This window comes from Streptomyces malachitofuscus, assembly GCF_055571035.1.
The window spans coordinates 18,652-39,874 of record NZ_JBVIGA010000003.1 but is presented as its reverse complement, the minus strand read 5'-3'; the positions used below and the strand labels follow the sequence as shown (position 1 = coordinate 39,874).

General features: G+C 74.6%; 16 protein-coding genes and 1 pseudogene. 6 read left to right on the top strand and 11 right to left on the bottom strand.

Translation table 11 applies throughout. The features are described from left to right. Positions 1 to 109: pseudogene (locus ACZ44S_RS04925) on the top strand (thioesterase); the annotation flags it as partial. Between the two features lie 13 nt (positions 110 to 122). On the opposite strand, the gene ACZ44S_RS04920 reads toward ACZ44S_RS04925, so the two are convergent. Next, positions 123 to 1,145: a Gfo/Idh/MocA family protein gene (locus ACZ44S_RS04920; RefSeq protein ID WP_466924432.1), complete on the bottom strand. Its 1,023-nt coding sequence runs from the start codon at positions 1,143 to 1,145 to the stop codon at positions 123 to 125. Positions 1,146 to 1,261: 116 nt separating this feature from the next. On the opposite strand from ACZ44S_RS04920, the gene ACZ44S_RS04915 reads away from it, so the two are divergent. The 5 genes from ACZ44S_RS04915 (at position 1,262) to ACZ44S_RS04895 (ending at position 9,448) form a co-directional block, all read left to right on the top strand. Beyond that, positions 1,262 to 2,011, top strand: a complete 750-nt coding sequence (locus ACZ44S_RS04915; protein WP_466925168.1) for a GntR family transcriptional regulator — start codon at positions 1,262 to 1,264, stop codon at positions 2,009 to 2,011. Between the two features lie 133 nt (positions 2,012 to 2,144). Then, positions 2,145 to 3,293, top strand: coding sequence for an ROK family glucokinase (locus tag ACZ44S_RS04910; protein WP_466924429.1), 1,149 nt, complete (start codon positions 2,145 to 2,147; stop codon positions 3,291 to 3,293). Next, entirely contained in the window at positions 3,290 to 3,868 is a 579-nt protein-coding gene (locus ACZ44S_RS04905) for a sugar kinase (RefSeq protein ID WP_466924427.1), read from the top strand. The genes ACZ44S_RS04910 and ACZ44S_RS04905 overlap by 4 nt, the downstream gene beginning before the upstream one ends. A gap of 109 nt (positions 3,869 to 3,977) precedes the next feature. Then, positions 3,978 to 6,893, top strand: coding sequence for a DEAD/DEAH box helicase (locus ACZ44S_RS04900; protein WP_466924424.1), 2,916 nt, complete (start codon positions 3,978 to 3,980; stop codon positions 6,891 to 6,893). Continuing rightward, complete coding sequence (locus tag ACZ44S_RS04895; protein WP_466924422.1) at positions 6,890 to 9,448, top strand: SWIM zinc finger family protein; 2,559 nt, start codon at positions 6,890 to 6,892, stop codon at positions 9,446 to 9,448. Before ACZ44S_RS04900 ends, ACZ44S_RS04895 begins: the two co-directional genes overlap by 4 nt. A 3-nt stretch (positions 9,449 to 9,451) precedes the next feature. Here the strand turns inward: ACZ44S_RS04895 and ACZ44S_RS04890 are convergent, their stop codons facing one another. The 10 genes from ACZ44S_RS04890 to ACZ44S_RS04845 form a co-directional block, all read right to left on the bottom strand. Next, entirely contained in the window at positions 9,452 to 11,041 is a 1,590-nt protein-coding gene (locus ACZ44S_RS04890) for an ABC transporter ATP-binding protein (protein ID WP_466924420.1), read from the bottom strand. Continuing rightward, positions 11,038 to 11,844, bottom strand: a complete 807-nt coding sequence (locus tag ACZ44S_RS04885) for an ABC transporter permease (protein ID WP_466924418.1) — start codon at positions 11,842 to 11,844, stop codon at positions 11,038 to 11,040. The genes ACZ44S_RS04890 and ACZ44S_RS04885 overlap by 4 nt, the downstream gene beginning before the upstream one ends. Further along, a complete protein-coding gene (locus tag ACZ44S_RS04880) occupies positions 11,841 to 12,794 on the bottom strand; it encodes an ABC transporter permease (protein WP_466924416.1) in 954 nt (317 codons plus the stop codon). Before ACZ44S_RS04880 ends, ACZ44S_RS04885 begins: the two co-directional genes overlap by 4 nt. After that, positions 12,791 to 14,398, bottom strand: coding sequence for an ABC transporter substrate-binding protein (locus ACZ44S_RS04875; RefSeq protein WP_466924414.1), 1,608 nt, complete (start codon positions 14,396 to 14,398; stop codon positions 12,791 to 12,793). Before ACZ44S_RS04875 ends, ACZ44S_RS04880 begins: the two co-directional genes overlap by 4 nt. An 86-nt stretch (positions 14,399 to 14,484) precedes the next feature. Further along, the gene (locus tag ACZ44S_RS04870) at positions 14,485 to 15,294 is read right to left on the bottom strand and encodes a class I SAM-dependent DNA methyltransferase (RefSeq protein WP_466924412.1); all 810 of its coding nucleotides are present in this window, start codon (positions 15,292 to 15,294) and stop codon (positions 14,485 to 14,487) included. Next, positions 15,291 to 16,571, bottom strand: coding sequence for an MFS transporter (locus tag ACZ44S_RS04865; RefSeq protein WP_466924409.1), 1,281 nt, complete (start codon positions 16,569 to 16,571; stop codon positions 15,291 to 15,293). Before ACZ44S_RS04865 ends, ACZ44S_RS04870 begins: the two co-directional genes overlap by 4 nt. Beyond that, complete coding sequence (locus ACZ44S_RS04860) at positions 16,555 to 17,616, bottom strand: mandelate racemase/muconate lactonizing enzyme family protein (RefSeq protein WP_466924407.1); 1,062 nt, start codon at positions 17,614 to 17,616, stop codon at positions 16,555 to 16,557. Before ACZ44S_RS04860 ends, ACZ44S_RS04865 begins: the two co-directional genes overlap by 17 nt. Next, positions 17,613 to 18,710 carry a PLP-dependent cysteine synthase family protein gene (locus tag ACZ44S_RS04855; RefSeq protein ID WP_466924403.1) on the bottom strand — a complete coding sequence of 366 codons (1,098 nt, stop codon included), beginning with the start codon at positions 18,708 to 18,710 and terminating at the stop codon, positions 17,613 to 17,615. The genes ACZ44S_RS04860 and ACZ44S_RS04855 overlap by 4 nt, the downstream gene beginning before the upstream one ends. Continuing rightward, complete coding sequence (locus tag ACZ44S_RS04850; protein WP_466924401.1) at positions 18,707 to 19,555, bottom strand: hypothetical protein; 849 nt, start codon at positions 19,553 to 19,555, stop codon at positions 18,707 to 18,709. Before ACZ44S_RS04850 ends, ACZ44S_RS04855 begins: the two co-directional genes overlap by 4 nt. Then, positions 19,552 to 20,808 (bottom strand): ATP-grasp domain-containing protein, encoded by a 1,257-nt coding sequence (locus tag ACZ44S_RS04845; RefSeq protein WP_466924398.1) that lies wholly within the window; start codon positions 20,806 to 20,808, stop codon positions 19,552 to 19,554. Before ACZ44S_RS04845 ends, ACZ44S_RS04850 begins: the two co-directional genes overlap by 4 nt. Positions 20,809 to 21,223 lie beyond the last annotated feature (415 nt).

The following is a 21,223-nucleotide window of genomic DNA, read 5'->3' as shown; positions in this document are numbered from 1 at the left end:
CCGGCGCCGGGCCGTCGTCCGTTGCGACCTGCTCGCCCTCGACGCCGACGGCGTGGAGACGCTGTGCGCGGTCGCGCAGGGCACGGTCCTGCCGGCCCCCTCGCCCTGACCCGCGCCCGCCGTCAGGCCAACGCCGCGGCCGACCCGCTCAGCAGCTCGCTCGGCCGGACCGGTCTGCGCTCCCGCCGCGACAGCTCGCACGCCTCCGCGACCAGCAGCGCCTGGAGCGCCTCACGCCCGTCACAGGGATTGGCCCGTTCGCCCCGCACCACCTCGACGAACGCGATCAGCTCCGCCTCGTACGCGGGCCCGAACCGCTCCAGGAACCCCGTCCACGGCTTGTCGGCGGCCGGCGGCCCGGTCGGCTCGGTGGAGGCGATCGGTGTGCGGTCGTCCAGGCCGACGACGATCTGGTCCCGCTCCCCGGCGAGCTCCATGCGCACGTCGTAACCGGCGCCGTTCAGCCGGGTCCCGGTGACCGCGGCGAGCGTGCCGTCGTCGAGGGTGAGCAGCGCCGCACCGGTGTCGACGTCGCCCGCCTCGCGGAACATCGCGGGGCCTGCGTCGGACCCGGTCGCGTAGACCTCCGTGATCTCCCGGCCGGTCACCCAGCGCAGGATGTCGAAGTCGTGGATCAGAGTGTCCCGGTACAGGCCGCCGGACTGCGGCAGATACCCGGCGGGCGGCGGCTCCGCGTCACCGGCCATCGCCCGTACGGTGTGCAGCCGCCCGAGCCGGCCCGAGCGCACCGCCTCGCGCGCACCCGTGTATCCGGCGTCGAAGCGGCGCTGGAAGCCCATCTGCAGCACGGTCCCGGCGGTCTCGACCTCCGTGATCGCCTGTAACGTGCCGGCCAGGTCCAGGGCGATGGGCTTCTCGCAGAACACCGGCAGCCCCGCGCGTGCCGCCCGCCCGATCAGATCGGCGTGGGCGGACGTGGCCGCCGTGATCACCACGGCGTCCACGCCCCAGGTGTAGATCTCGTCCACCCCGGGTGCCGCCGTCTCGCCGAGCCGGTGGGCGAGGGCCTGCGCCCGCGCCGGATCCACGTCCGTGAGGATCAGGGAACCGACGTCGCGGTGCTTGCTGAGTGTGTGGGCGTGAATGGTGCCGATGCGGCCCGTACCGATGACCCCGATGCGCATGGAAACAAAGTGGGGCCCGCGTCGCTCCCTGTCAATGCGTATGTCCGGACAACCGAACTACACAACTTCCCGTCAACAGCCCACGGGGCTACGCTCGGGCCGTGCCGAAACCAGAAGTGGACCCGACCGTACAACTGGAGCTGAGCGTCGACCGCGGCTCCCCCGTGCCGTTGTACTTCCAGCTGTCCCAGCAGCTGGAGTCCGCCATCGAGCACGGTGCGCTGACCCCCGGCACCCTGCTGGGCAACGAGATCGAGCTCGCCGCGCGGCTCGGCCTGTCCCGGCCCACCGTCCGCCAGGCCATCCAGTCGCTCGTCGACAAGGGCCTGCTGGTACGTCGTCGAGGGGTCGGCACCCAGGTGGTGCACAGCCAGGTCAAGCGCCCGCTGGAACTCAGCAGCCTCTACGACGACCTGGAGTCGGCCGGCCAGCGCCCCGCCACCAAGGTGCTGGTCAACACCGTCGTCGCCGCGTCCGCCGAGGTGGCGGCGGCGCTCGGCGTGCCCGAGGACAGCGAGGTGCACCGCATCGAACGGCTGCGGCTCGCCCACGGGGAGCCGATGGCGTACCTGTGCAACTACCTGCCGCCCGGACTGCTCGACCTGGACACCGGACAGCTCGAGGCCACCGGCCTGTACCGGCTGATGCGGGCCGCCGGGATCACCCTGCACAGCGCCCGCCAGACCATCGGCGCCCGGGCCGCCACCGCCGCCGAGGCCGAGCGGCTGGGGGAGCAGACCGGCGCCCCGCTGCTCACCATGCAGCGCGTCACCTTCGACGACACGGGGCGCGCGGTGGAGTTCGGCACCCACACCTACCGGCCCTCGCGCTACTCCTTCGAGTTCCAGCTGCTCGTACGGTCCTGAGGACGCCGCGCCGACCGTCCCGCGCTGGTCGCATTGTCCGGACAAGGCGACCGGTGGTCGGTGGAGCGCCCCCTGCCCGCCCCCACCTGCCCCGTACCGCAATCGGCGCACCGGTGCGGCAGAATCGCACACGATGAGCACCTACCGCGACTTCACCGCCCCCATCGGTTCCCGCCGCGCCCCGGTCCTGAGAACCGTCGGCACCCGGGAGCGCCGCTCCCACCTGACGGCACCCCGTGTCCCCACGGTGGGCATCGACATCGGCGGCACCAAGGTCATGGCGGGCGTCGTGGACGCCGACGGCAACATCCTGGAGCGGCTCCGCACGGAGACCCCGGACAAGTCCAAGAGCCCGAAGGTCGTCGAGGACACGATCGTCGAGCTGGTACTGGACCTCTCCGACCGGCACGACGTGCACGCCGTCGGCATCGGAGCCGCCGGCTGGGTCGACGCCGACCGCAACCGCGTGCTGTTCGCCCCCCACCTGTCCTGGCGCAACGAGCCGCTGCGGGACCGTCTCGCCGACCGTCTCGCCGTCCCGGTCCTCGTCGACAACGACGCCAACTCCGCCGCATGGGCCGAGTGGCGCTTCGGCGCCGGACGCGGCGAGGACCACCTGGTGATGATCACACTGGGCACCGGCATCGGCGGCGCGATCCTGGAGGACGGGCAGGTCAAGCGCGGCAAGTACGGAGTGGCCGGCGAGTTCGGCCACATGCAGGTCGTCCCGGGCGGCCACCGCTGCCCCTGCGGCAACCGCGGCTGCTGGGAGCAGTACAGCTCCGGCAACGCGTTGGTCCGCGAGGCACGCGAGCTGGCCGCCGCCGACTCGCCGGTCGCCTACGGCATCATCGAGCACGTCAAGGGCAACATCGCGGACATCAGTGGCCCGATGATCACCGAGCTGGCCCGTGAGGGCGACGCCATGTGCATCGAGCTGCTCCAGGACATCGGCCAGTGGCTCGGCGTCGGCATCGCCAACCTCGCAGCCGCCCTCGACCCCTCCTGCTTCGTCGTCGGCGGCGGCGTCTCCGCCGCCGACGACCTGCTGATCGGCCCCGCGCGGGACGCGTTCAAGCGCCACCTCACCGGCCGCGGCTACCGCCCCGAGGCCCGCATCGTCCGTGCCCAACTGGGCCCCGAGGCCGGCATGGTCGGCGCCGCCGACCTCGCCCGTCTGGTCGCCCGCCGCTTCCGCCGGGCCAAGCGCCGCCGGGTCGAGCGGTACGAGCGCTACGAGCGGTACGCGGAGAGCCGCCGCACCACCCAGGAGTCCCTGTGACCGCGGAGTTCCCCCAGCAGCCGGGCGCCCCCGACGAGCCCCGCCCGGCCGAGGACCGGCGGCACATGATCCGCCGCAGGGCGCTCACCCTGCTGATCATCGTGCTGCTCATCGGCATCCCCGCCGGCTACCTGGTGATCTCGGCGGCCCAGAGCCGGGCCAGCGGCAAGGACAAGGAGGCCAGGTACTCCGCGACCGGCCTCACCGAGGGCTGGCCGTCGAAGCTCCAGCGCCGCATCTACCAGGTGCCGATCCCGCACCCGGCCTGGTGGGTGGCCTCCTACGAGACCAACAACTGGAAGACCAGCCGTCTGTACGTCGAGTTCGAGACCACCGACGCCGGACTGAGCGCCTTCCTCGCCGGCATGGGCGTGCAGGAGAGCGAGCTGAAGCGGGACGATCTCACCATCAACGACCGCGACCGGGAGATCACCGGCTGGACCTTCGACGGACCCGGCACCTGGTCGGGTCTGGTCCACGAGCAGAAGGACCCGGCACCCACGCACGAGGTCGTCGTCAACCACGACAAACCGGGCTACCCGAGGGTGTACGTCGTCTCCCGCACCGTGCCCTGACCTCCGGGCCCCGATCCTCCCGTCCCGGCGGCCGAGGCCGATTGTCGGACCCCGCCCGTAGAGTCGGAGACGACTGATCCGGCACGCGGGGGAGGAGGTGACAAGGCGTATGAGGGAGCCTGCCGTGACGGCCGGGCCGGACACGATCGCACCCGGCCGGACGCCCGCCGCCGAGCCTTCCGTCCGGTTCGCGGCCGTCTTCCTGCCCGCACCCCTCCCGCGTGACGGACGGATCGCCTTCTACGATCCCGAGGGCGGCCCCGACGGCGAGGAGCTCACCGGCGCCCCCGACGACGGTCCCGACGCTTCCGCGCGACGCACCGACCTCACTGTCGTCCGCCCGTACGGCACCGGGGTGCGGCGGCGGACGGTCCCCGCCCTCACCCTCCCCGTCGACGAGGCGCTGCCGCTGCTGGTCCGCGCCCGGCACGACCCCGCCGCCCACCCCGCCACCGCCTGCTGGGGCGCCGCCGCCCTGCACGCGCTGCGGCTCACGGCCCGCGGCCGGCTGCTCCCCGGACTGAGCGCGGCCGGCCACGACGCCTGGCGCGCCGGCCCGCTCGAACCGGACGACGTGGCACATCTGCGCGCGGTGGCCGCCGCCCTCCCCCACGAGGGCCACGCCGTGCCCCTCCCCGGACCCGGCCCGCTCCGGCTGCCCCGGCCCGAGGCCCTGGTGCGCGCCTTCCTCGACGCGGTCGCCGACACCCTGCCCCGCACCCCGGCCGCGCCGTACGCGTCGGGACCGCCGTTCGCCGCCCGCAAGGCCCAGCGGCTGCCCGACGCCCACGACTGGGCCGCCGAGGTCGCCGCCGGCATGGACGCCGGGGTACGGATCTCCCTCCGCCTCGACCTGTCCGCGTACGACCTCTTCGACACGGGCGCGGGCGCGGGCGCGGACGGGAGCGGGGGTGGTGCGCGCGCCGCGGGCGCGGCGGTCGTGCAGGTGCACAGCCTCGCCGACCCCACCCTGGTGGCCGACGCGGCCGCCCTGTGGGCGGGCGAGGCGGACAGCGCCTTCGGCCCCCGCGCGCGGGTGGACGCCGCCCTCGCCGTACGCCGCGCGGCGCGCGTCTGGGCGCCGCTGGACCGCCTGTCCGACCAGGACGTACCCGATGTGCTGGCCCTGTCCGAGGACGAGCTGGGCGACCTGCTCGGCGTGGCGGCCACCCGGCTCGCCGCGGCGGGCGTCGCCGTGCACTGGCCCCGGGACCTCGCCCAGGACCTGACCGCCACCGCGGTGGTTCGCCCGGCCCCCGGCTCGGCCACCGACGGCACGGGCTTCTTCGAGAGCGAGGACCTCCTGCGGTTCGGCTGGCAGCTCGCCCTCGGCGGTGACCCGCTCACCGAGGCCGAGATGGACGCCCTGGCCGAGGCCCACCGCCCCGTCGTCCGCCTGCGCGACCAGTGGGTGCTGGTCGACCCGGCCCTGGTCCGCAAGGCCCGCAAACGCGACCTGGGACTGCTCGACCCCGTCGACGCGCTGTCCGTGGCCCTCACCGGCCACGCGGAGGTCGACGGGGAGAGTGTCGAGGCGGTTCCCGCCGGAGCCCTGGCCGCCCTCCGCGACCGCCTGACCGCCGGCGTACGGCCCGCCGCCCCGCCGCCCGGCCTGGAGGCCACCCTGCGCGACTACCAGCTCCGGGGCCTGGCCTGGCTCGACCTCATGACCTCCCTCGGCCTCGGCGGCTGCCTCGCCGACGACATGGGCCTCGGCAAGACCGTCACCCTCATCGCGCTGCACCTGAAACGGGCCCGCAGCGAACCCACGCTGGTGGTCTGCCCGGCCTCGCTGCTGGGCAACTGGCAGCGGGAGATCACCCGGTTCGCGCCCGGTGTTCCCGTACGCCGCTTCCACGGACCCGACCGCAGCCTGGCCGAGGCGGACGGCGGCTTCGTCCTCACCACCTACGGCACCATGCGCTCCGCCGCGCCGGTCCTGACCGGACACCGGTGGGGCATGGTCGTCGCCGACGAGGCACAGCACGTCAAGAACCCCCACTCCGCGACGGCCAAGGCACTGCGCACCATCCCCGCCCCCGCCCGCGTGGCCCTCACCGGCACACCCGTGGAGAACAACCTCTCCGAGCTGTGGGCCCTCCTCGACTGGACCACACCGGGCCTCCTCGGCCCGCTGAAGTCCTTCCGCGCCCGGCACGCGCGGGCGGTGGAGACCGGGGAGGACGAGGAGGCGGCCGAGCGGCTCGCCCGCCTGGTCCGCCCCTTCCTCCTGCGGCGCAAGAAGTCCGACCCCGGCATCGTCCCCGAACTGCCGCCCAAGACCGAGACCGACCACCCCGTTCCCCTCACCCGTGAACAGGCGGCGCTCTACGAGGCGGTGGTGCGCGAGTCGATGGCCGCCATCGAGACCGCGCAGGGCATGGGGCGCCGCGGACTGGTGCTGAAGCTGCTGACCTCGCTGAAGCAGATCTGCGACCACCCCGCGCTGTATCTGAAGGAGGAGCACGCGCCCGCCGGAGGCGACAGGCTCGCGGCCCGGTCCGGCAAACTCGCCCTGCTGGACGAGCTGTTGGACACCGTGCTCGCCGAGGACGGCTCGGCCCTGGTGTTCACGCAGTACGTCGGGATGGCCCGCCTGATCACCGGGCATCTCGCCGAGCGCGCGGTCCCCGTCGACCTGCTCCACGGAGGTACGCCGGTGCCCGAACGGGAACGCATGGTGGACCGCTTCCAGAGCGGTGCGACCCCCGTCCTGGTGCTCTCGCTCAAGGCGGCCGGCACCGGCCTGAACCTCACCCGCGCGGGCCACGTCGTGCACTTCGACCGCTGGTGGAACCCGGCGGTCGAGGAGCAGGCCACCGACCGCGCCTACCGCATCGGCCAGACCCAGCCCGTCCAGGTCCACCGCCTCGTCACCGAGGGCACGGTCGAGGACCGGATCGCGGAGATGCTGGAGTTCAAGCGGGCCCTCGCCGACGCCATCCTCGGCTCCGGCGAGTCGGCCCTGACCGAACTGTCCGACCGCGACCTGTCGGCCCTGGTGTCCCTGCGGAGGCCGGCATGACACCCCGCCCGTCCGACGAGGCACGCGAGGCCCTGCGCGCCGCCCGCGCCCGGGCGGCGGGCGAGACGCAGGACCCGCCGGCCCCCGCCGAGCGCCAACCGGCCGGTCAGCCGCACCGCCCGGGCGACGCCGCCCGCGAAGCCCTCCGCCGCGCGGTCCGCGCCCGCCGCGCAGGAGCGGCGGCGACCGACGCAGGCGTGCCGCCGGGCGACGGGGCGGCCGAGGAGCCGGAGCGCGGGGAAGCGCCGGGCGAGGCACCCGCATCGGTGGCGCGGAACGGCCCGAGCGGCCCCTCCGACTGCCCGCCGGTGCCGCCGGCCGGGGCGGCACGCCATGAAGCGGAGCACGAGCCGTACGGCGGGCTGCCGGGCACCGAACCTCCCGCCGGGCCCGCTCCGGACGACGACACAGGCACGGCCCGCCGCCCCGGGGACGTCGCGCGGGAGGCCCTGCGCTCCGCCCGTGCGGAGGCGGAACGGGCCCGCACCACGGCCGAGGAGGACCGGCACGGGCGGACCGGTGCCGAGCGGCGCCGCGGCGTGCCCCGTGTCCCCCGCACCACGCGCGGCGACCGCGCCGCCGACGAGCGGGCCCGCCAGGTACGCACGGCGCTCACCGAGGCCTTCCGCATGCCGACCGACACGGACGATCCCCGCCGGGCGCCGTCGGCTGACGCGGACGATTCCCGTCGGGTGTCGTCGGTTGACGCGGGCGACGTCGGACGGGTGCCGGCACCCGACGGGGGCGATGCCCGTCGGGTGCCGCGGGCTGACGCGGACGGTGTCGGGGGAGTGTCGGGGGGTGACAGGGGCGATCCCCGTCGGGTGCCTTCGGCTGATGCGGGCGATGCCCGTCGGGTGTCGTCGGCTGATGCGGGTGATGACGGACGGGTGCCGGTGGCCGACGGGGGCGATGTCCGTCGGGTGTCGTGGGCTGACGCGGACGGTGTCGGGGGAGTGTCGGGGGCTGACAGGGGCGATGCCCGTCCGGTGTCGTCGGCTGATGCGGGTGATGCCGAGCGGGTGCCGGTGGCCGACGGGGGCGATGCCCGTCGGGTGTTGTGGGCTGACGCGGACGATTCCCGTCGGGTGCCGTCGGCCGGTACGGGGGATGCCCGTCGGGTGTCGCGGGCCGACGCGGGCGGGCCCCGTCGGGTGGCGCCCGCCGACGTGGGCCCTCGCCAGGAGAGCACCGCCGTTGCCTCCGGCGTCCCGGCGCGGGATCGGGACGCCGCAGCCGGTGCCGTGCCGCCGTCGGCGTCGTACACCCCGCGCGCCGCGCCCCGGTCCATGGCCGCCCCCGGCCGGGACGGCGACCTGCGTCGCACGTTCCCCGCGTTCCCGCCCCGCGCCTCGGAGGGAGAGAGCTTCGCCGGGACGTGGTGGGGGAGGGCGTGGGTCACCGCGCTGGAAGGCGGTGCCCTGGACCTGGCGCGGCTCGCGCGCGGACGTGGATACGCCGAGCAGGGACACGTCGACGCCATCACCGTGACGCCCGGACTGGTCCTGGCGTATGTGCGGGGCAGCCGCCCACGGCCGTACCGCGTGCAGGTGCGGCTGCGGACGTTCGAAGACGCCGACTGGGAGCGGTTCCTGGACGCCGCCGCCGACCGGCCCGGGCACATCGCGGCCCTGCTCGACGGGGAGATGCCCCAGTCCCTCGCCGACTGCGGAGTCCCGCTGCTGCCCGACCCCGGCGACCTCGCCCCGCGATGCAGCTGCCCCGACTCCGGCCACCCCTGCAAGCACGCGGCGGCCCTCTGCTACCAGACCGCGCGGCTGCTCGACGCCGACCCGTTCGTGCTGCTCCTGCTGCGCGGACGCGGCGAGCGCGAGGTGATCGACACGCTGTCCCGGCTGAGCGCCGCCCGCGCGGCCCGCGCCGCCCAGGAGAAGGAACCGGAGCCCCTGCCCGGCGTACGGGCGGCCGACGCCGTCGCCCGACGCGGCCAACTCCCGCCGCCCCCCGCGCCGTTGCCCCCGCCGCCGCACCCGGAGCAGCCGCCCGTCTACCCCGCGTCCCCCGGCGGGCCTGACCCGTTCGCGCTGGACCAGCTGGCCACCGACGCCGCAGCCCGCGCGCACGCCCTGCTGACCACCGGCCGTGACCCCGTCGGCGGGCTCACCCTGTGGCACGACGCGGTGCGTCTCGCCGCCGCCCGCCCCGGCTCCGGCCTGACCGCGGCGACGCGCGCCCTCTACTCCTCCCTCGCCCGGGCCGCCGGCCGCACCCCCGCCGAACTGGCCCGAGCGGTCACCGCCTGGCGCCAGGGAGGCCCGGCAGGCCTCGCCGTCCTGGAGGAGCCCTGGGACCCGCCGGCGGGCCGCTTCGACCGTGCCCGCCCGCTCCTCCTCGCCGCCGACCTCCCCGCCTTCCGCCCGTGGCGCAACCACCTCACCCACCCCCGGGGCCATGTCCAGCTCCGCCTCGGCCGCGACAACCTGTGGTACGCCTACGAGTCCGAACCCGGCCACGACGACTGGTGGCCCCGCGGCACCCCGGACCCCGACCCCGTGGGCGCCCTGACGGGCCTGGACGCACCGGACGCCCTCTGACGGTCAGGTGTCCGTTCGGGCCGTCAGACGTGCCGCGGCTTCCACGAGCGAGACGGTGAACGGATGCTGAGGCCTGGTCAGGACGCGCTCAGCGGGTCCGTGTTCGACGAGTTCGCCGCCGTCCAGGACCGCGATGCGGTCGGCGAGGGCCGCGGTGTCCAGGTCGTGGGTGATCAGTACCAGGGACAGGCCGCCGCGGTCGCGGACGAGTGAGGTGAGCAGGCCGAGGATGCTGCGGCGGGTGATCGGGTCGAGGCCGGAGGTGATCTCGTCGCAGATGAGGACCCGCGGGCGGGCGAGCAGGGCACGGGCGAGGGCGGCGCGCTGGAGTTCGCCGCCGGAGCACCGACCGGGGCGCCGCCGGACCAGGTCCTCGGGGAGGCCGAGGCGGGCGAGGGTGGTCAGGGCCTCCCGTGTCGCGGTGTCCGCGTCGGTGCCGCGCAGGCGGACCGCGGTGCGGGCGACCTGGTGGAGCACGGGCCGGTGCTCGTCGAAGGCGGCGCGCGCGTCCTGGAAGACGTACTGCACGGCGGCGAGGTGTGCGCGGCCGCGGTCGCGCAGGCTGGGCGGCAGCGGTGTGCCGTCGAGGAGGATCCGGCCGTCCTGATCGCGGTGGAGGCCGGCCAGACAGCGGGCGAGGGTGGTCTTGCCGCTGCCGGAGCGGCCGACGACGGCCAGGCTCTCGCCCGGGTGCAGGTTCAGCCGGGGGGTGCGCAGCACCACCGTCGTGCCGCGTGCGCCGTCGTGGTGCCGGGCGGTGAGGTCGCGTATCCGCAGGACGGGCCGCTCGGTGCCGGCCGAGCTGTCCGCTTCGGGGAACGGCGGCCGGTCGCCGAGGGGTTCGCGGATCCGTTCGGCCCGAGGCGCATGCCATACGCCTGCTGCCGGGCCCGACTCGACGACCCTGCCCGACTCGACGACCCTGCCCGACCGCATGACGATCACCTCGTCGGCGAGGGCGCGAACGACGTCGAGATCGTGGCTGAGCAGGACGACGGCGATGCCGCGGGCCGCGACGGCCGCCAGCTGGTCGACGATGCGGCTCTTGGTCAGGGCGTCCTGCCCGGTCGTGGGCTCGTCGGCGACGATGACGCGCGCGCCGAGCAACAGGGCCTGAGCGAGGACGACGCGTTGCTGCTGTCCGCCGGAGAGCTGGTGCGGGTAGCGCCGCAGCAGGGTCGCGGCATCCGGGAGCTGGGCTTCGGCGAGGGCGCGCAGGACACGTTCGCGGGCCGCCGCCCGGCGTCGCCCCGGCGGCAGATGGCCGACCTGGGCGCGCGCGATGTCGGTCAGCAGCGCGCGGACGCGGCGGGCGGGGTTGAGGACGGTCGCCGGGTGCTGGGGGATGTACCCTGCCGGGCCGTCCGCGCTCAGCCGGACATCGCCGGTGACCCGGGCGCCGGGCGGGTACTCGCCGAGCAGGGCGAGGCCGGTGGTGGTCTTGCCGCTGCCGGAGGCGCCGACCAGGGCCGTGACCCTGCCGGGCAGGGCCGCGAGGCTGACCCCGTCGACGATCGCCCTGCCGTCGATCTCGACGTGCAGATCGCGGATCTCGGCCACGGGACCCGCGGTGGTGCCGTGCTCGTGGTTCACGGACGTGTCTCCTTCCCGGTGCGCTCCAGAGCGGCGTCGAAGAGGAGGTTCGCGCCCATCGTCAGGCCGACGATCAGCAGGGCGGGGACGACGACCGCCCAGGGCTGGACGAACAGACCGGTGCGATTGCGGTCGACCATGACCGCCCAGTCGGCGGCGTCGGGCGCCACGCCGACGCCGAGGAACGCGGCCGTGGCGACCAGGTACAGCACGCCCGTCAGCCGGGTGCCGGCGTCGGCGGCCAGGGTACGCAGCATGGAGCGGCCGACGTAGCCCACGGCGATGCGCCACCACGTCTCGCCCTGCATGCGCAGCGCCTCGACCGCGGGCCGGGCTGCGGCTTCGGTGGCGGCGGCACGTACCAGGCGGGCCGCGTCGGGCACGTTGGCCACCGCGACCAGCAGGGCCAGGCCGACGGCGCCGGGGGAGAACACCGTCGCCGCCAGCAGGATCAGCAGCAGCGACGGGACGGCCAGCAGCACGTCCAGGGGCCGCATCAGCAGTTCCTCCAGCCACCGGCGGTGGGTGAGTGCGCTGAGCAGGGCGAGGGGCAGGGCCACGAGGTACGCCAGGGCGGTCGCCGCGAGCGCGGTCAGCACGACCGGCCGGCCGCCGTGCAGCACCTGCTGCCACACGTCGCGGCCGACGAAGTCGGTGCCGAGCCAGTGGCCGTCCCCGAGAGTGAAGGACGCGCCCCGCGGGCCCGGTTCACCCGCGAACAGCGGGCCGAGGAGCGCCAGAAGGAGGGGTACGGCGACGACCGCGACGCCGAGTGCGAAGCGGCCCGTACGCGCGCGCGTCACGCGGCCACCCCCGACCGGGGTGCGAGCCGCCGGGCGACCAGGTCGGCAGCCAGGTTCAGTACGACGGTCAGGACGCCGAACACCACGGCGAGACCCTGAACGACCGGGACGTCGCGCTCGGCGACGGCGTTCAGCAGGACGGTGCCGAGACCGGGAATCACGTACAGCGCCTCCACGACGATGACGCCGCACAGCAGCCAGTCGATGGTGCGGGCGAGTTGCTGGGCGGCCGGGGCGAGGGCGTTCGGCAGGGCGTGGGTGTAGCGGACGCGGGCGCCGGAGACGCCGTAGCGGCGGGCCTGGGCCACGTAGGGGGAGGCGAGCGCGTCGATCATGCCGGCCCGTACCAGCCGCACCAGTGAGCACACGGGCCGGGCGAGCAGGACGAGGACGGGCAGGACGAGCGCGGCCGGATGGCCGAGCAGGTCGGTGCCGTAGCCGACCGCGGTCGGCGGCAGCCAGCCCAGCCGCAGCGCGAGGACGGTCACCAGCAGCACCCCGAGGGCGAACTCGGGCACCGCGTACACGGCGAGCGTCACCGAGCTGACCAGCCGGTCGAGCAGCCGCCCCTCGTGACGGGCGGCCAGCACGCCGAGCCCGAAACCGACGGGAACGAGCAGGGCGACGGTGAGCGAGGCCAGCAGCAGGGTGGGGCCGAAGCCGTCGGCGATGTACCGGGCCACCGGGCGGCCGGAGGCCAGGGAGGTGCCGAAGTCGCCGTGCAGCAGGCCCGCCGCCCAGTCGGCCAGCCGTTCCACCGCGGGCCGGTCCAGCCGCAGGGCCTCGCGGATGGCCTCGATGCGGGCGGGGTCGGGCTGGTCCCCGGCGAGGGCGACGGCGGCGTCGCCCGGCAGCATCTCGGTGAGCGCGAAGACCAGCACCACCACGGCCGCGGTCTGTGCGACGCCGAGGAGCAGCCGCCGGGCGACGAAGGAGCGAAGTCCGCTCACGCGAGCCACACCTTGTCGAAGCGGGCCCAGTCGACGGTGTTGGCGGGCGCCTCGGTCTCGACCCCCTTCACGGTACGGGCCGTTCCGATGATCCAGTCCGCGAAGCCCCAGACGAGGAAGCCGCCCTCGGAGTACAGGCGGCGCTGCATACGCTCGTAGACGGCGGCGCGGCCGGCCTTGTCCGGGGTGGACTGGGCCTGCTGGTAGAGGGCGTCGAAGTCCTTGCGCTGCCACTTGGTGGCGTTGGTGGTGGAGCCGGTGAGCAGGCGCTGGGAGATGTGGGCCTCGATGGGCATGGCGCCGGAGCGGTAGCAGCACAGGGTGCCGCCGTCGAGGATGTCGCTCCAGTAGGAGTCCTTGCTGCCCGTCCGCACGTCGATCGTCACGCCTGCCTTCCTCGCCTGGTCGCGGAAGATGCCTGCGGCTTCGGCGAATCCGGCGGCGACGGCCGAGGTGTCGAGAGTGACCCGGAGGTTCTCGGCGCCGGCCTGCTCGAGCAGGGCGCGGGCCCGGTCGAGGTCCTGCTCACGCTGGGGAAGGCCGTCGGCGTAGTACTCGTAGCCCTTGCCGAACAGGTCGTTGCCGACCTCGCCCGCGCCGGACAGGGCGCCGTCGACGAGTTCCCGGCGGTCGGCGATGAGGAAGAACGCCTGGCGCACCCGCTTGTCGTCGAAGGGCGCCCGGTCGGTCTTCATGCAGAACCCCTGCATGGCGCTGTTGCGCAGCCGCACGATCTCGATCCGCCCCCCGCCCTCGTGGGCGCGGGCGGTGGTCGGGTTGAGCTCGTGGGCGTACTCGACCTGTCCGCCGATGAGGGCGTTGACGCGGGCGGACTCCTCGTTGGCGACGACGAACTCGAGCTCGTCGAGGTGAGGGGCGCCCTCCCAGTAGTCGTCGTTGCGGCGGAAGAGCGCCGAGCGGCCCGGGGTGAACGACACGAACCGGAACGGTCCCGAGCCGACCGGCTTCCTGTCGAACTCCCCGGCGTTCTCGGGCACGATGTACGCGCCGAACGCGGCCAGGACGTTGGGGAACTCGGCCGTCGGGCGCTTGAGGACGAACTCGATCGACCGCTTGCCGGCGGCGCGGCTCGCCTTGAGATCGATCGGTTCCAGGGACGCCTTCGCCCGGAACGCCTGCTTCGGGTCGGCGATGCGGCGGTAGCTGTGGAGGACGTCCCGCGCGGTGACCGGACTGCCGTCGTGGAAGGTGGCTTCCCGCAGGGTGACCTGCCAGCGGTCCAGGGTCCTGTTGGGCTCCCACTTCTCGGCGAGGCGGGGCCGGGCGGACAGATCGGCGCCGTAGTCGGCGAGCTTGTCGAACAGCGCCTTGGCGCGGGCGACGTCGGCGAAGAGATTGGCCAGGTGCGGGTCGAGCGTCTCGCTCGCGCCGCCGCCCGCGAACGCGGCGCGCAGCCGCCCGCCCCGCTTCGGTGCGCCGTCGCCCTTGCTCCCGCCGTCGCCGGACCCGGAGCCCGGGCCGCCGCATCCGGCGAGAGCGAGAGCGCCGAGCGAGGCCGCGCCGGTGGCGGCGAGGAAGCCGCGCCGGTGCAGGCCGGGGAAGCGGTCCGGCGGGGGGACGAGGCGGGTGGACTTCTCGTGCATGCGTGTTTCCTCGGGGTGTGTGTGGCTGAGCCGTTGCGGTGCCGGGGCGGCGGTCGCGTGGTGTCAGGGCGCGGAGACGAGCCCGCTCAGGAGGGCCGGGCCAGGCGGGCGACCACGTGCAGCCGGTCGGCGTCGGCGGTACGGCCGGGAGGCAGACCCTCGTGCCAGGGCGGCTCGGTGCGCGGGCCGGGCCCGTCGTGGAGTTCCAGGACCTCGAAGCCGTGCGCGGCCAGCAGGTGACGCAGCTCCTGCGGGAACAGCAGCCGCCATGCGGAGCGTTGCTCGACGGGTTCCGACCCGTCGTCCGCGGTCCACACGCGCGTACGGCGCAGCAGTTGGGCCGTACGGTCGACGGTGAGGGTGGTGGTGGACCGGTAGGTGGTGCCCTGCCAGGCGAACTCGTCGACCTTGGGCACGTCGAGCAGGCCGGTGCGGCCCAGGAAGTGGGCGCCGTTGCGCATCTCCGCGACGAGCAGTCCGGCCGGGGCCACGGCGCGGCGGCAGGAGGACAGGAAGGCGTCGAGCCGGTCGTTGGTGTGGCAGTACAACAGGGCGCTGTCCAGGCACACCACGGCGTCGAACGCGTTCCGGCCGAGGTCGAATCCGCGCAGGTCGGCGCGTACGTACTCCGGTCCGGGATGGTGGGTGCGGGCGTGCGTGAGCATGGCCTCGGAGAGGTCGGCACCGGTCACCGTACGGCCGGCAAAGTGCAGGTGTGCGGCGTCGCGGCCGGTGCCGCAGCCCATGTCCAGCACGCGCGGGCCCGCCCCGTGCCGCCGCAGGCAGTCCTCGGTCCAGCGCCCGGCGAGCCGTCCGGGGTCGGGGAAGCGTGCCTCGTAGAGCTCGGGGTTGTCCGTGAGCAGGTTGTGCGTACGCGCGGTCGTCGTCGAGGTCATGCGGGTGTCCTTCCTCGGGCGGTCGCGGGTACGGAGGACTCCGAAGGCGTCGGCAGTGCTCCCAGCCGGCGCAGCCGGGCCACGCCCAGCGCGGAGGCGAGCCCGAACAGCGCGCAGCACGCCCACGGCAGCAGCCCCGTGCCGCCGCGCCCGCCGGTGTCCATGGCCCAGCCGACGGCGGTGTTGCCGACGGCGGCGGCGATGCCCGAGACGACGTAGAAGACGCCGAAGTAGGTGCCGGTCAGCTCGGGGCGGCCGAAGCCGGGGATCAGTTCCATGACGAACGGCTGGGCGACCATCACGCCGAGGTGGAGCAGCAGGGCTCCCGCCAGTACGGGCAGGGCGCGCAGCACCGCGTCCACCGTGCCGTCCGGCCCGCCGGAGCCACCGGCCACCACGGCGGGCGGCAGGAACGCGAGCGCCATCAGGCCGAGCCCGGCGGAGATCCAGCGTGCCCTGTCCCTCCGCTCCTTCAGGGCGCGGGTGATACGCACCTGCAGGGTGAGATTGGCCAGGGTGCCGACGACGAGGACGAGGCCGGCCGCGCCGTCCCAGCCGGTGGCGTGCCGCGCTCCGTCGGGCAGCAGCAGGTACAGCTGGTTCTCCAGGGTGAACATGCCGACCATGGCGAGCGCGAAGGCGAGGAAGGCCCGGTTGCCGAGGACCTCGCGCCAGTCCGCGAGCACGGTGCCCTGGCCCGGTTCCGCCTCCCGCGCGGGCAGGACGAGGGCCTGTGCCACGGTGAGGACCGCGAAGATCCCGGCTGCGGTCAGGGCCGAGGTGCGGAAGTCCACGAGCAGCAGCGCGCTGCCCAGCAGCGGCCCGATCAGCGCCCCGGTGGTGGCGAACACGTTGAACAGGGCGAACGCCTCGGCCCTGCGCTCGTCGGCCTCCTGGGCGATGTAGGCGCGCACGGCCGGGTTGAACAGGGCCCCGGCGAAGCCGCTGAGGACGGAGGCGGCGAGCAGGACGGCCAGGTCGTCGCCGAGCGCGAAGAGCGCGAACCCGACCGTGCGCAGAGCGCAGCCGGCGATGATCACACCCCGTGCGCCGAGCCGGTCGGAGGCCGAGCCGCCGATGATGAACAGGCCCTGCTGGCTGAGGTTGCGCACGCCGAGCACGACACCGACGACGGCGGCGGACAGGCCCAGGTTCTCGGTGAGGTGGGTGGCGAGGTAGGGGATGAGGAGGTAGAAGCCGGTGTTCACGCCGAGCTGGTTGACCAGCAGGAGCCGGACCGCGAGCGGGAAGCGGCGTATCTCATGCCAGGTCCGCACGGCTCACCTCCCGCGGCTCGACGCCCAGTCCGGGCAGGTCGCTCGCCCGTACGCGGCCGTCCTCGCCGCCGATGCCGGTCCACGGGTCGCGGGCGAGCAGCAGGTGCCCGTCCAGATCGGCCCAGCGGGCCCGGTCGGCGAGGTGGACGGCGGGCGCGAGGCCGAGGCTGCTGGCGGTCAGGCAGCCCAGCATCAGCTCGGTGCCGCTGCCGTCGATCAGCTCGGCGATGCGCAGGGCCGCGTGCACCCCGCCGCACTCGGCGAGCTTCACGTTGACCCCGTGGACGCGTCCGGCCAGCCGGCGCACGTCCTCGAGGCTCGCGGCGTCCTCGTCGGCGACGACCGGCAGCGGTGAGCGTGCGGCCAGGGTCCCCAGCGCCGCCGGGTCACCGGGGGCGAGGGGCTGTTCCACGGCCTCGACACCGAGCTCGGCGAACCGGGGCAGCAGCCTCTCGGCCTGCGCTGTCGTCCAGGCACCGTTGGGGTCGAGGAGCAGCCGGGCCCGGGGCGCGGCGTCGCGGACGATGCGGACGCGCTCGACATCGTCCTCCGGATCGGTCGACCCCGCCTTGACCTTGATCACCTCGAAGCCGCTGGCGGCGAGAGAGCGGGCCTGCGCCGCCGCGTGTGCGAGGGACGTGATGCCGATGGTGCGGGCGGTCGCCGCGGCCGGAGACTCCGCGGCACCGAGGAGCCGGTGGAGGGGGCTGCCCGCGCGCTTGCCGACGAGGTCGAGCAGAGCCGCCTCGACGGCGGCCGTCACGGCCGCGGGAGTGCCGCCACCGGTCAACTCTCCCGCCGGCAGTGCCTCCAGGGCGCTCTCGGGATCGGGGAAGCGGGCGAGTTCCGTACCGGCAGCGGCGAAGAGTGCTTCGAGGGTCTCGGCGTCCAGACGGTGACGGACGCTGGTGACGGCCTCACCGTGCCCGGTGACGCCTTCGTGTTCGACGGTCAGCCATACGGCGTCGCGGCCGGTCATGGTGGAGCGGGATATGCGCAGCGGCTCGGTGAGGTCGAGGCGTACGGTGCGCAGGCCGGTCTTCACTGGTTCCCTCCCGAAGGGGGGACGGTCCTCAGCGGGTCGGTGACGCGCGTGCACCGCACCCAGCCGGTCGCCTCGGCGGCGTAGGGGTGAGGGATCTGCACCGGCCGGGTGGCCGCCGCGGACGGGTCGACGCCGTGGGCGGCGACGAAGCCGTCGTCGTAGACGGTGCCGAGATAACGGTGCGGACCGTCGGGGAAGACGGTGGCGACAACGGCGCCGGGGTGGACGCGGGCGGCCCAGGCGGCGACGCGGGCCGCGGCTCCGGTGCTCCAGCCGCCGCTGACGAAGCTGCCGCGGGCCAGGCGGCGGCAGCTGTCCACGGCCTCGGCCGGGCCGACCCAGTGCACCTCGTCGAAGGCGTCGTAGGCGACGTTGCGCGGGTGGATGCTGCTGCCCAGGCCGCGCATCAGCCGCGGCCGGGCGGGCTGGCCGAAGATCGTGGAACCGGTGGAGTCGACGCCGATCAGCCGCAGCGCGGGCCAGCGGCGGCGCAGCGGGCCGATGAGGCCGGCGCTGTGGCCGCCGGTGCCGACGCTGCACACCAGGATGTCCAGGTGGCCGAGCTGGACGGCGAGTTCGGCGGCGAGCGAGGCGTAACCGGCCGTGTTGTCGGGGTTGTTGTACTGGTCGGGCCAGTAGGCGTCGGGCAGCACGGCGAGCAGCTCCCGCAGCCGGGCCAGCCGCCCTGCCTGCCAGCCGCCCTGGGGCGCGGGCCGGTCCACGATCTCCAGCCGAACACCGTAGGAGCGCAGCAACTGCCGCATGGACGGCTCCAGTTCGCTGTCACCGACCAGCACGACGGGATGACCGAGGGCCTGGCCCGCGAAGGCGAGCCCGATGCCGAGGGTTCCCGAGGTGGACTCCACCACGGGGGCGCCGGGCCGCAGTTCGCCGCGTTCGCGGGCGCCCATCAGCATGGACACCGCCGCCCGGGCCTTCATGCCGCCCGCGGCGAGCCCTTCGAGTTTGGCCCAGAAACCCGGGTGCGGTTCCGGCAGTCCGGCGGTGATGCGCGCGACGGGCGTACGGCCGAGCAGGGTGAGCAGTTCCGGGCGGGCGGCGGGGCGTACGGCGGTGGCGGTGGCCGGGGTCACCGGGCGCCTCCCGGACCGCCGGCGCGGTAGAGGTGGACGGTGCCGGGACCGCCGTCCAGCCAGAAGAAGGGGTACGGCTCCGCACACACGGCGCTCACCCCGTGGCCCAGCAGGCGGGGCAGCACGGCGCTGCCGGTCTGGGCGAACGTCACCAGCTGCTTGCCGTGCCGCAGCGCGTGCTCCCGCAGGGGCTCGAAGGTCCCGTTGCCCAGCGTCATCCCGGACACCAGCAGTGCGTCGCACCGCCCGGCCTCGGCGAGCGCGTCGGTGAGGACCGTCTCGCCCCCTTCGGTGACCCCGCCCTTGAGGTCGCACGGAACGTAGCCCAGTCCCCGCGAACGCAGCGCCTCCAGCAGGGAGTTGACCACGCCGACCACGAGCACCGCCGCCCCCGGCGGCAGATCGAGCAGCCCGGCCACCACCCGCGCCCGGGCCCGGGACTTCTCCAGCGAGGTCCCGGCCGGAAGCGGGACGGGCCGGGCCCCGTTGTCCGGGACGTGCGGGGTGACATGCATCAGGTAGGCGTCGAGGGCGGCCACGCGCACCGGTGGCAGCGGATGCTCCAGCAGCCGGGCGACGTCCGCGCCGACGCAGTCCTCGACCGCGCCGTCGGGCAGCGCGCCGGGCTCGACCGCGCAACTGCCGACGGCTTCGGCCAGCCGCAGGCTGAGCACCTCGTTGCGGTAGCCGGTGCCGCGCCCGTCGTGCCGTACGGACTGCCGCGTGGTGAAGGCCACGGCGATCCGCAGTGCGGCCGGATCGGGGCCGAGCTCACCGGCGCGGGCCTGCGCCATGAGTGCGTCGTACGGCGTCACGCGGGTGGACGCCGAGGCGGCGGAGGTCATCGGATCACCAGCCCGGACCGCAGCCCGCCGAGCAGCGCCTCGACCCGGCCGCGGGCCCCCGGTCCTTCGGCGTCGCCCGCCATGACGTGCCCGAGGTAGTCGTTGTTGCTCTCCGCGGCCTTCACCTGGCTGCCGGGCTCGGCGAGCCGCACCTCCAGGACGCCGGGCGCGTCCCGCAGTGCGCTGCCGTCCAGGGCTTCGAGCGTGCCGGCGGACTCCGGCAGGACGAAGCCGATGGCGGCGCTCCGCAGCCCGGTGTCCGTGCGCCGGAGGTCGGGTGCGCGCCCCAGGGACACGTCCACGAAGGCCGCGGCGAGGTCGATGCCGGTGACGTGGCGTACGAGCTCGGTGATGCGGTTGCCTGCGGGCCGGGGGTTGACCTCGACGACGCGCGGCCCGGCGGAGGTGAGCTTGACCTCGGTGTGCGCCACGACGCCGTCGGTCAGGCCGAGCGCCCTGAGCGCGCTCAGCGCGATCCGCTCGGCGGCTTCGGCGTCCGCGGACGGCAGGGCCGCGGGGAACATGTGGCCGGTCTCGATGAACGCGGGCGCCCCGCCGACGCTCTTGTCGGTCACGCCGATCACGTGGACCGCGCCCGCGTGCGAGACGGTCTCGACGCTCACCTCCGGGCCGTCCAGGAGTTCCTCGAGCAGCACCACCGGTGTCCGGCGCTGTCCGCGCGCGTTGACCGGGAAGTCGGCCAGCGCCCCTACGGCCGCGGCGAGTTGTTTCTCGTCGTCCACCCGCCGTACGTACATGCCCGCGCACAGGTCGACGGGTTTGACCACCAGCGGGTAGCCGATCTCCCGCGCCGCCCGCGCGAGGCCGGCCCACTCCTCGTGCACGGCGAAGCGCGGCCCGGGCACCCCGGCGTCGGCCAGGACACGGCGGGCGGCGTCCTTGCGGCAGGCGTTCTCCACCGCCTCGGGGCTCGGCGCGGGCAGACCGAGCCGCCCGGCCACCCGCGCCACCGTCGACAGGTAGTAGTCGCAGGACGTGATCACCCCGTCGAACCCGAACACCGCGTGCAGCCGCTCGACTTCGGGCAGCAGAGCCTCCGTGTCGTTGGTGTCCGCCGTGATCACGTTGCGCGCCCCGAGCAGCGGGTGGGCCGCGCCCTCGGGCGCCGCACGCAGGTAGTGATGCAGATCGCGGGTGAGGAACGTGAACTCGTGTCCGCCCTCCCGTATCGCCCGTGGCAGCAGCCTGCTCATCGATCCGACCCAGCTTTCGACCACCAGCAGATGAGCCACGGCTCCCCTTTTCGCGCGGTGCGGTTCAGTCGTCAGGACAGCCCGAGAAGACCTCCGGGAGGAGGCGAACCGGGCCACGCGTGAAGACGATATCGGTAATCATTTTCATTGTCACTGTCCGGCAGGGCGACTGCGCCCCCGTACCCGATCGGCCATGCCCGATCGGGTATAGGCGTTCGGCCATGCCCTCACGGGCGACCGGACGGGGTGCCCTTCTGTGCGCGCTAAGGAGCGTCTGAGCAGGGCTTTTCGGTTCTGAACGGACCTGGACATGATGTGCCCGCACCGTGAGCTGTTGCTGTCGAAGTCGCGCCGTGAACCGCGACCGAACCGTCTCCGCGGCTCCCGGCGTCCGAGCGCACTTCAGCCGCGCCACTGATGGGGGTAGGAAATTGTCGCAGGGATCTGCGTCTTC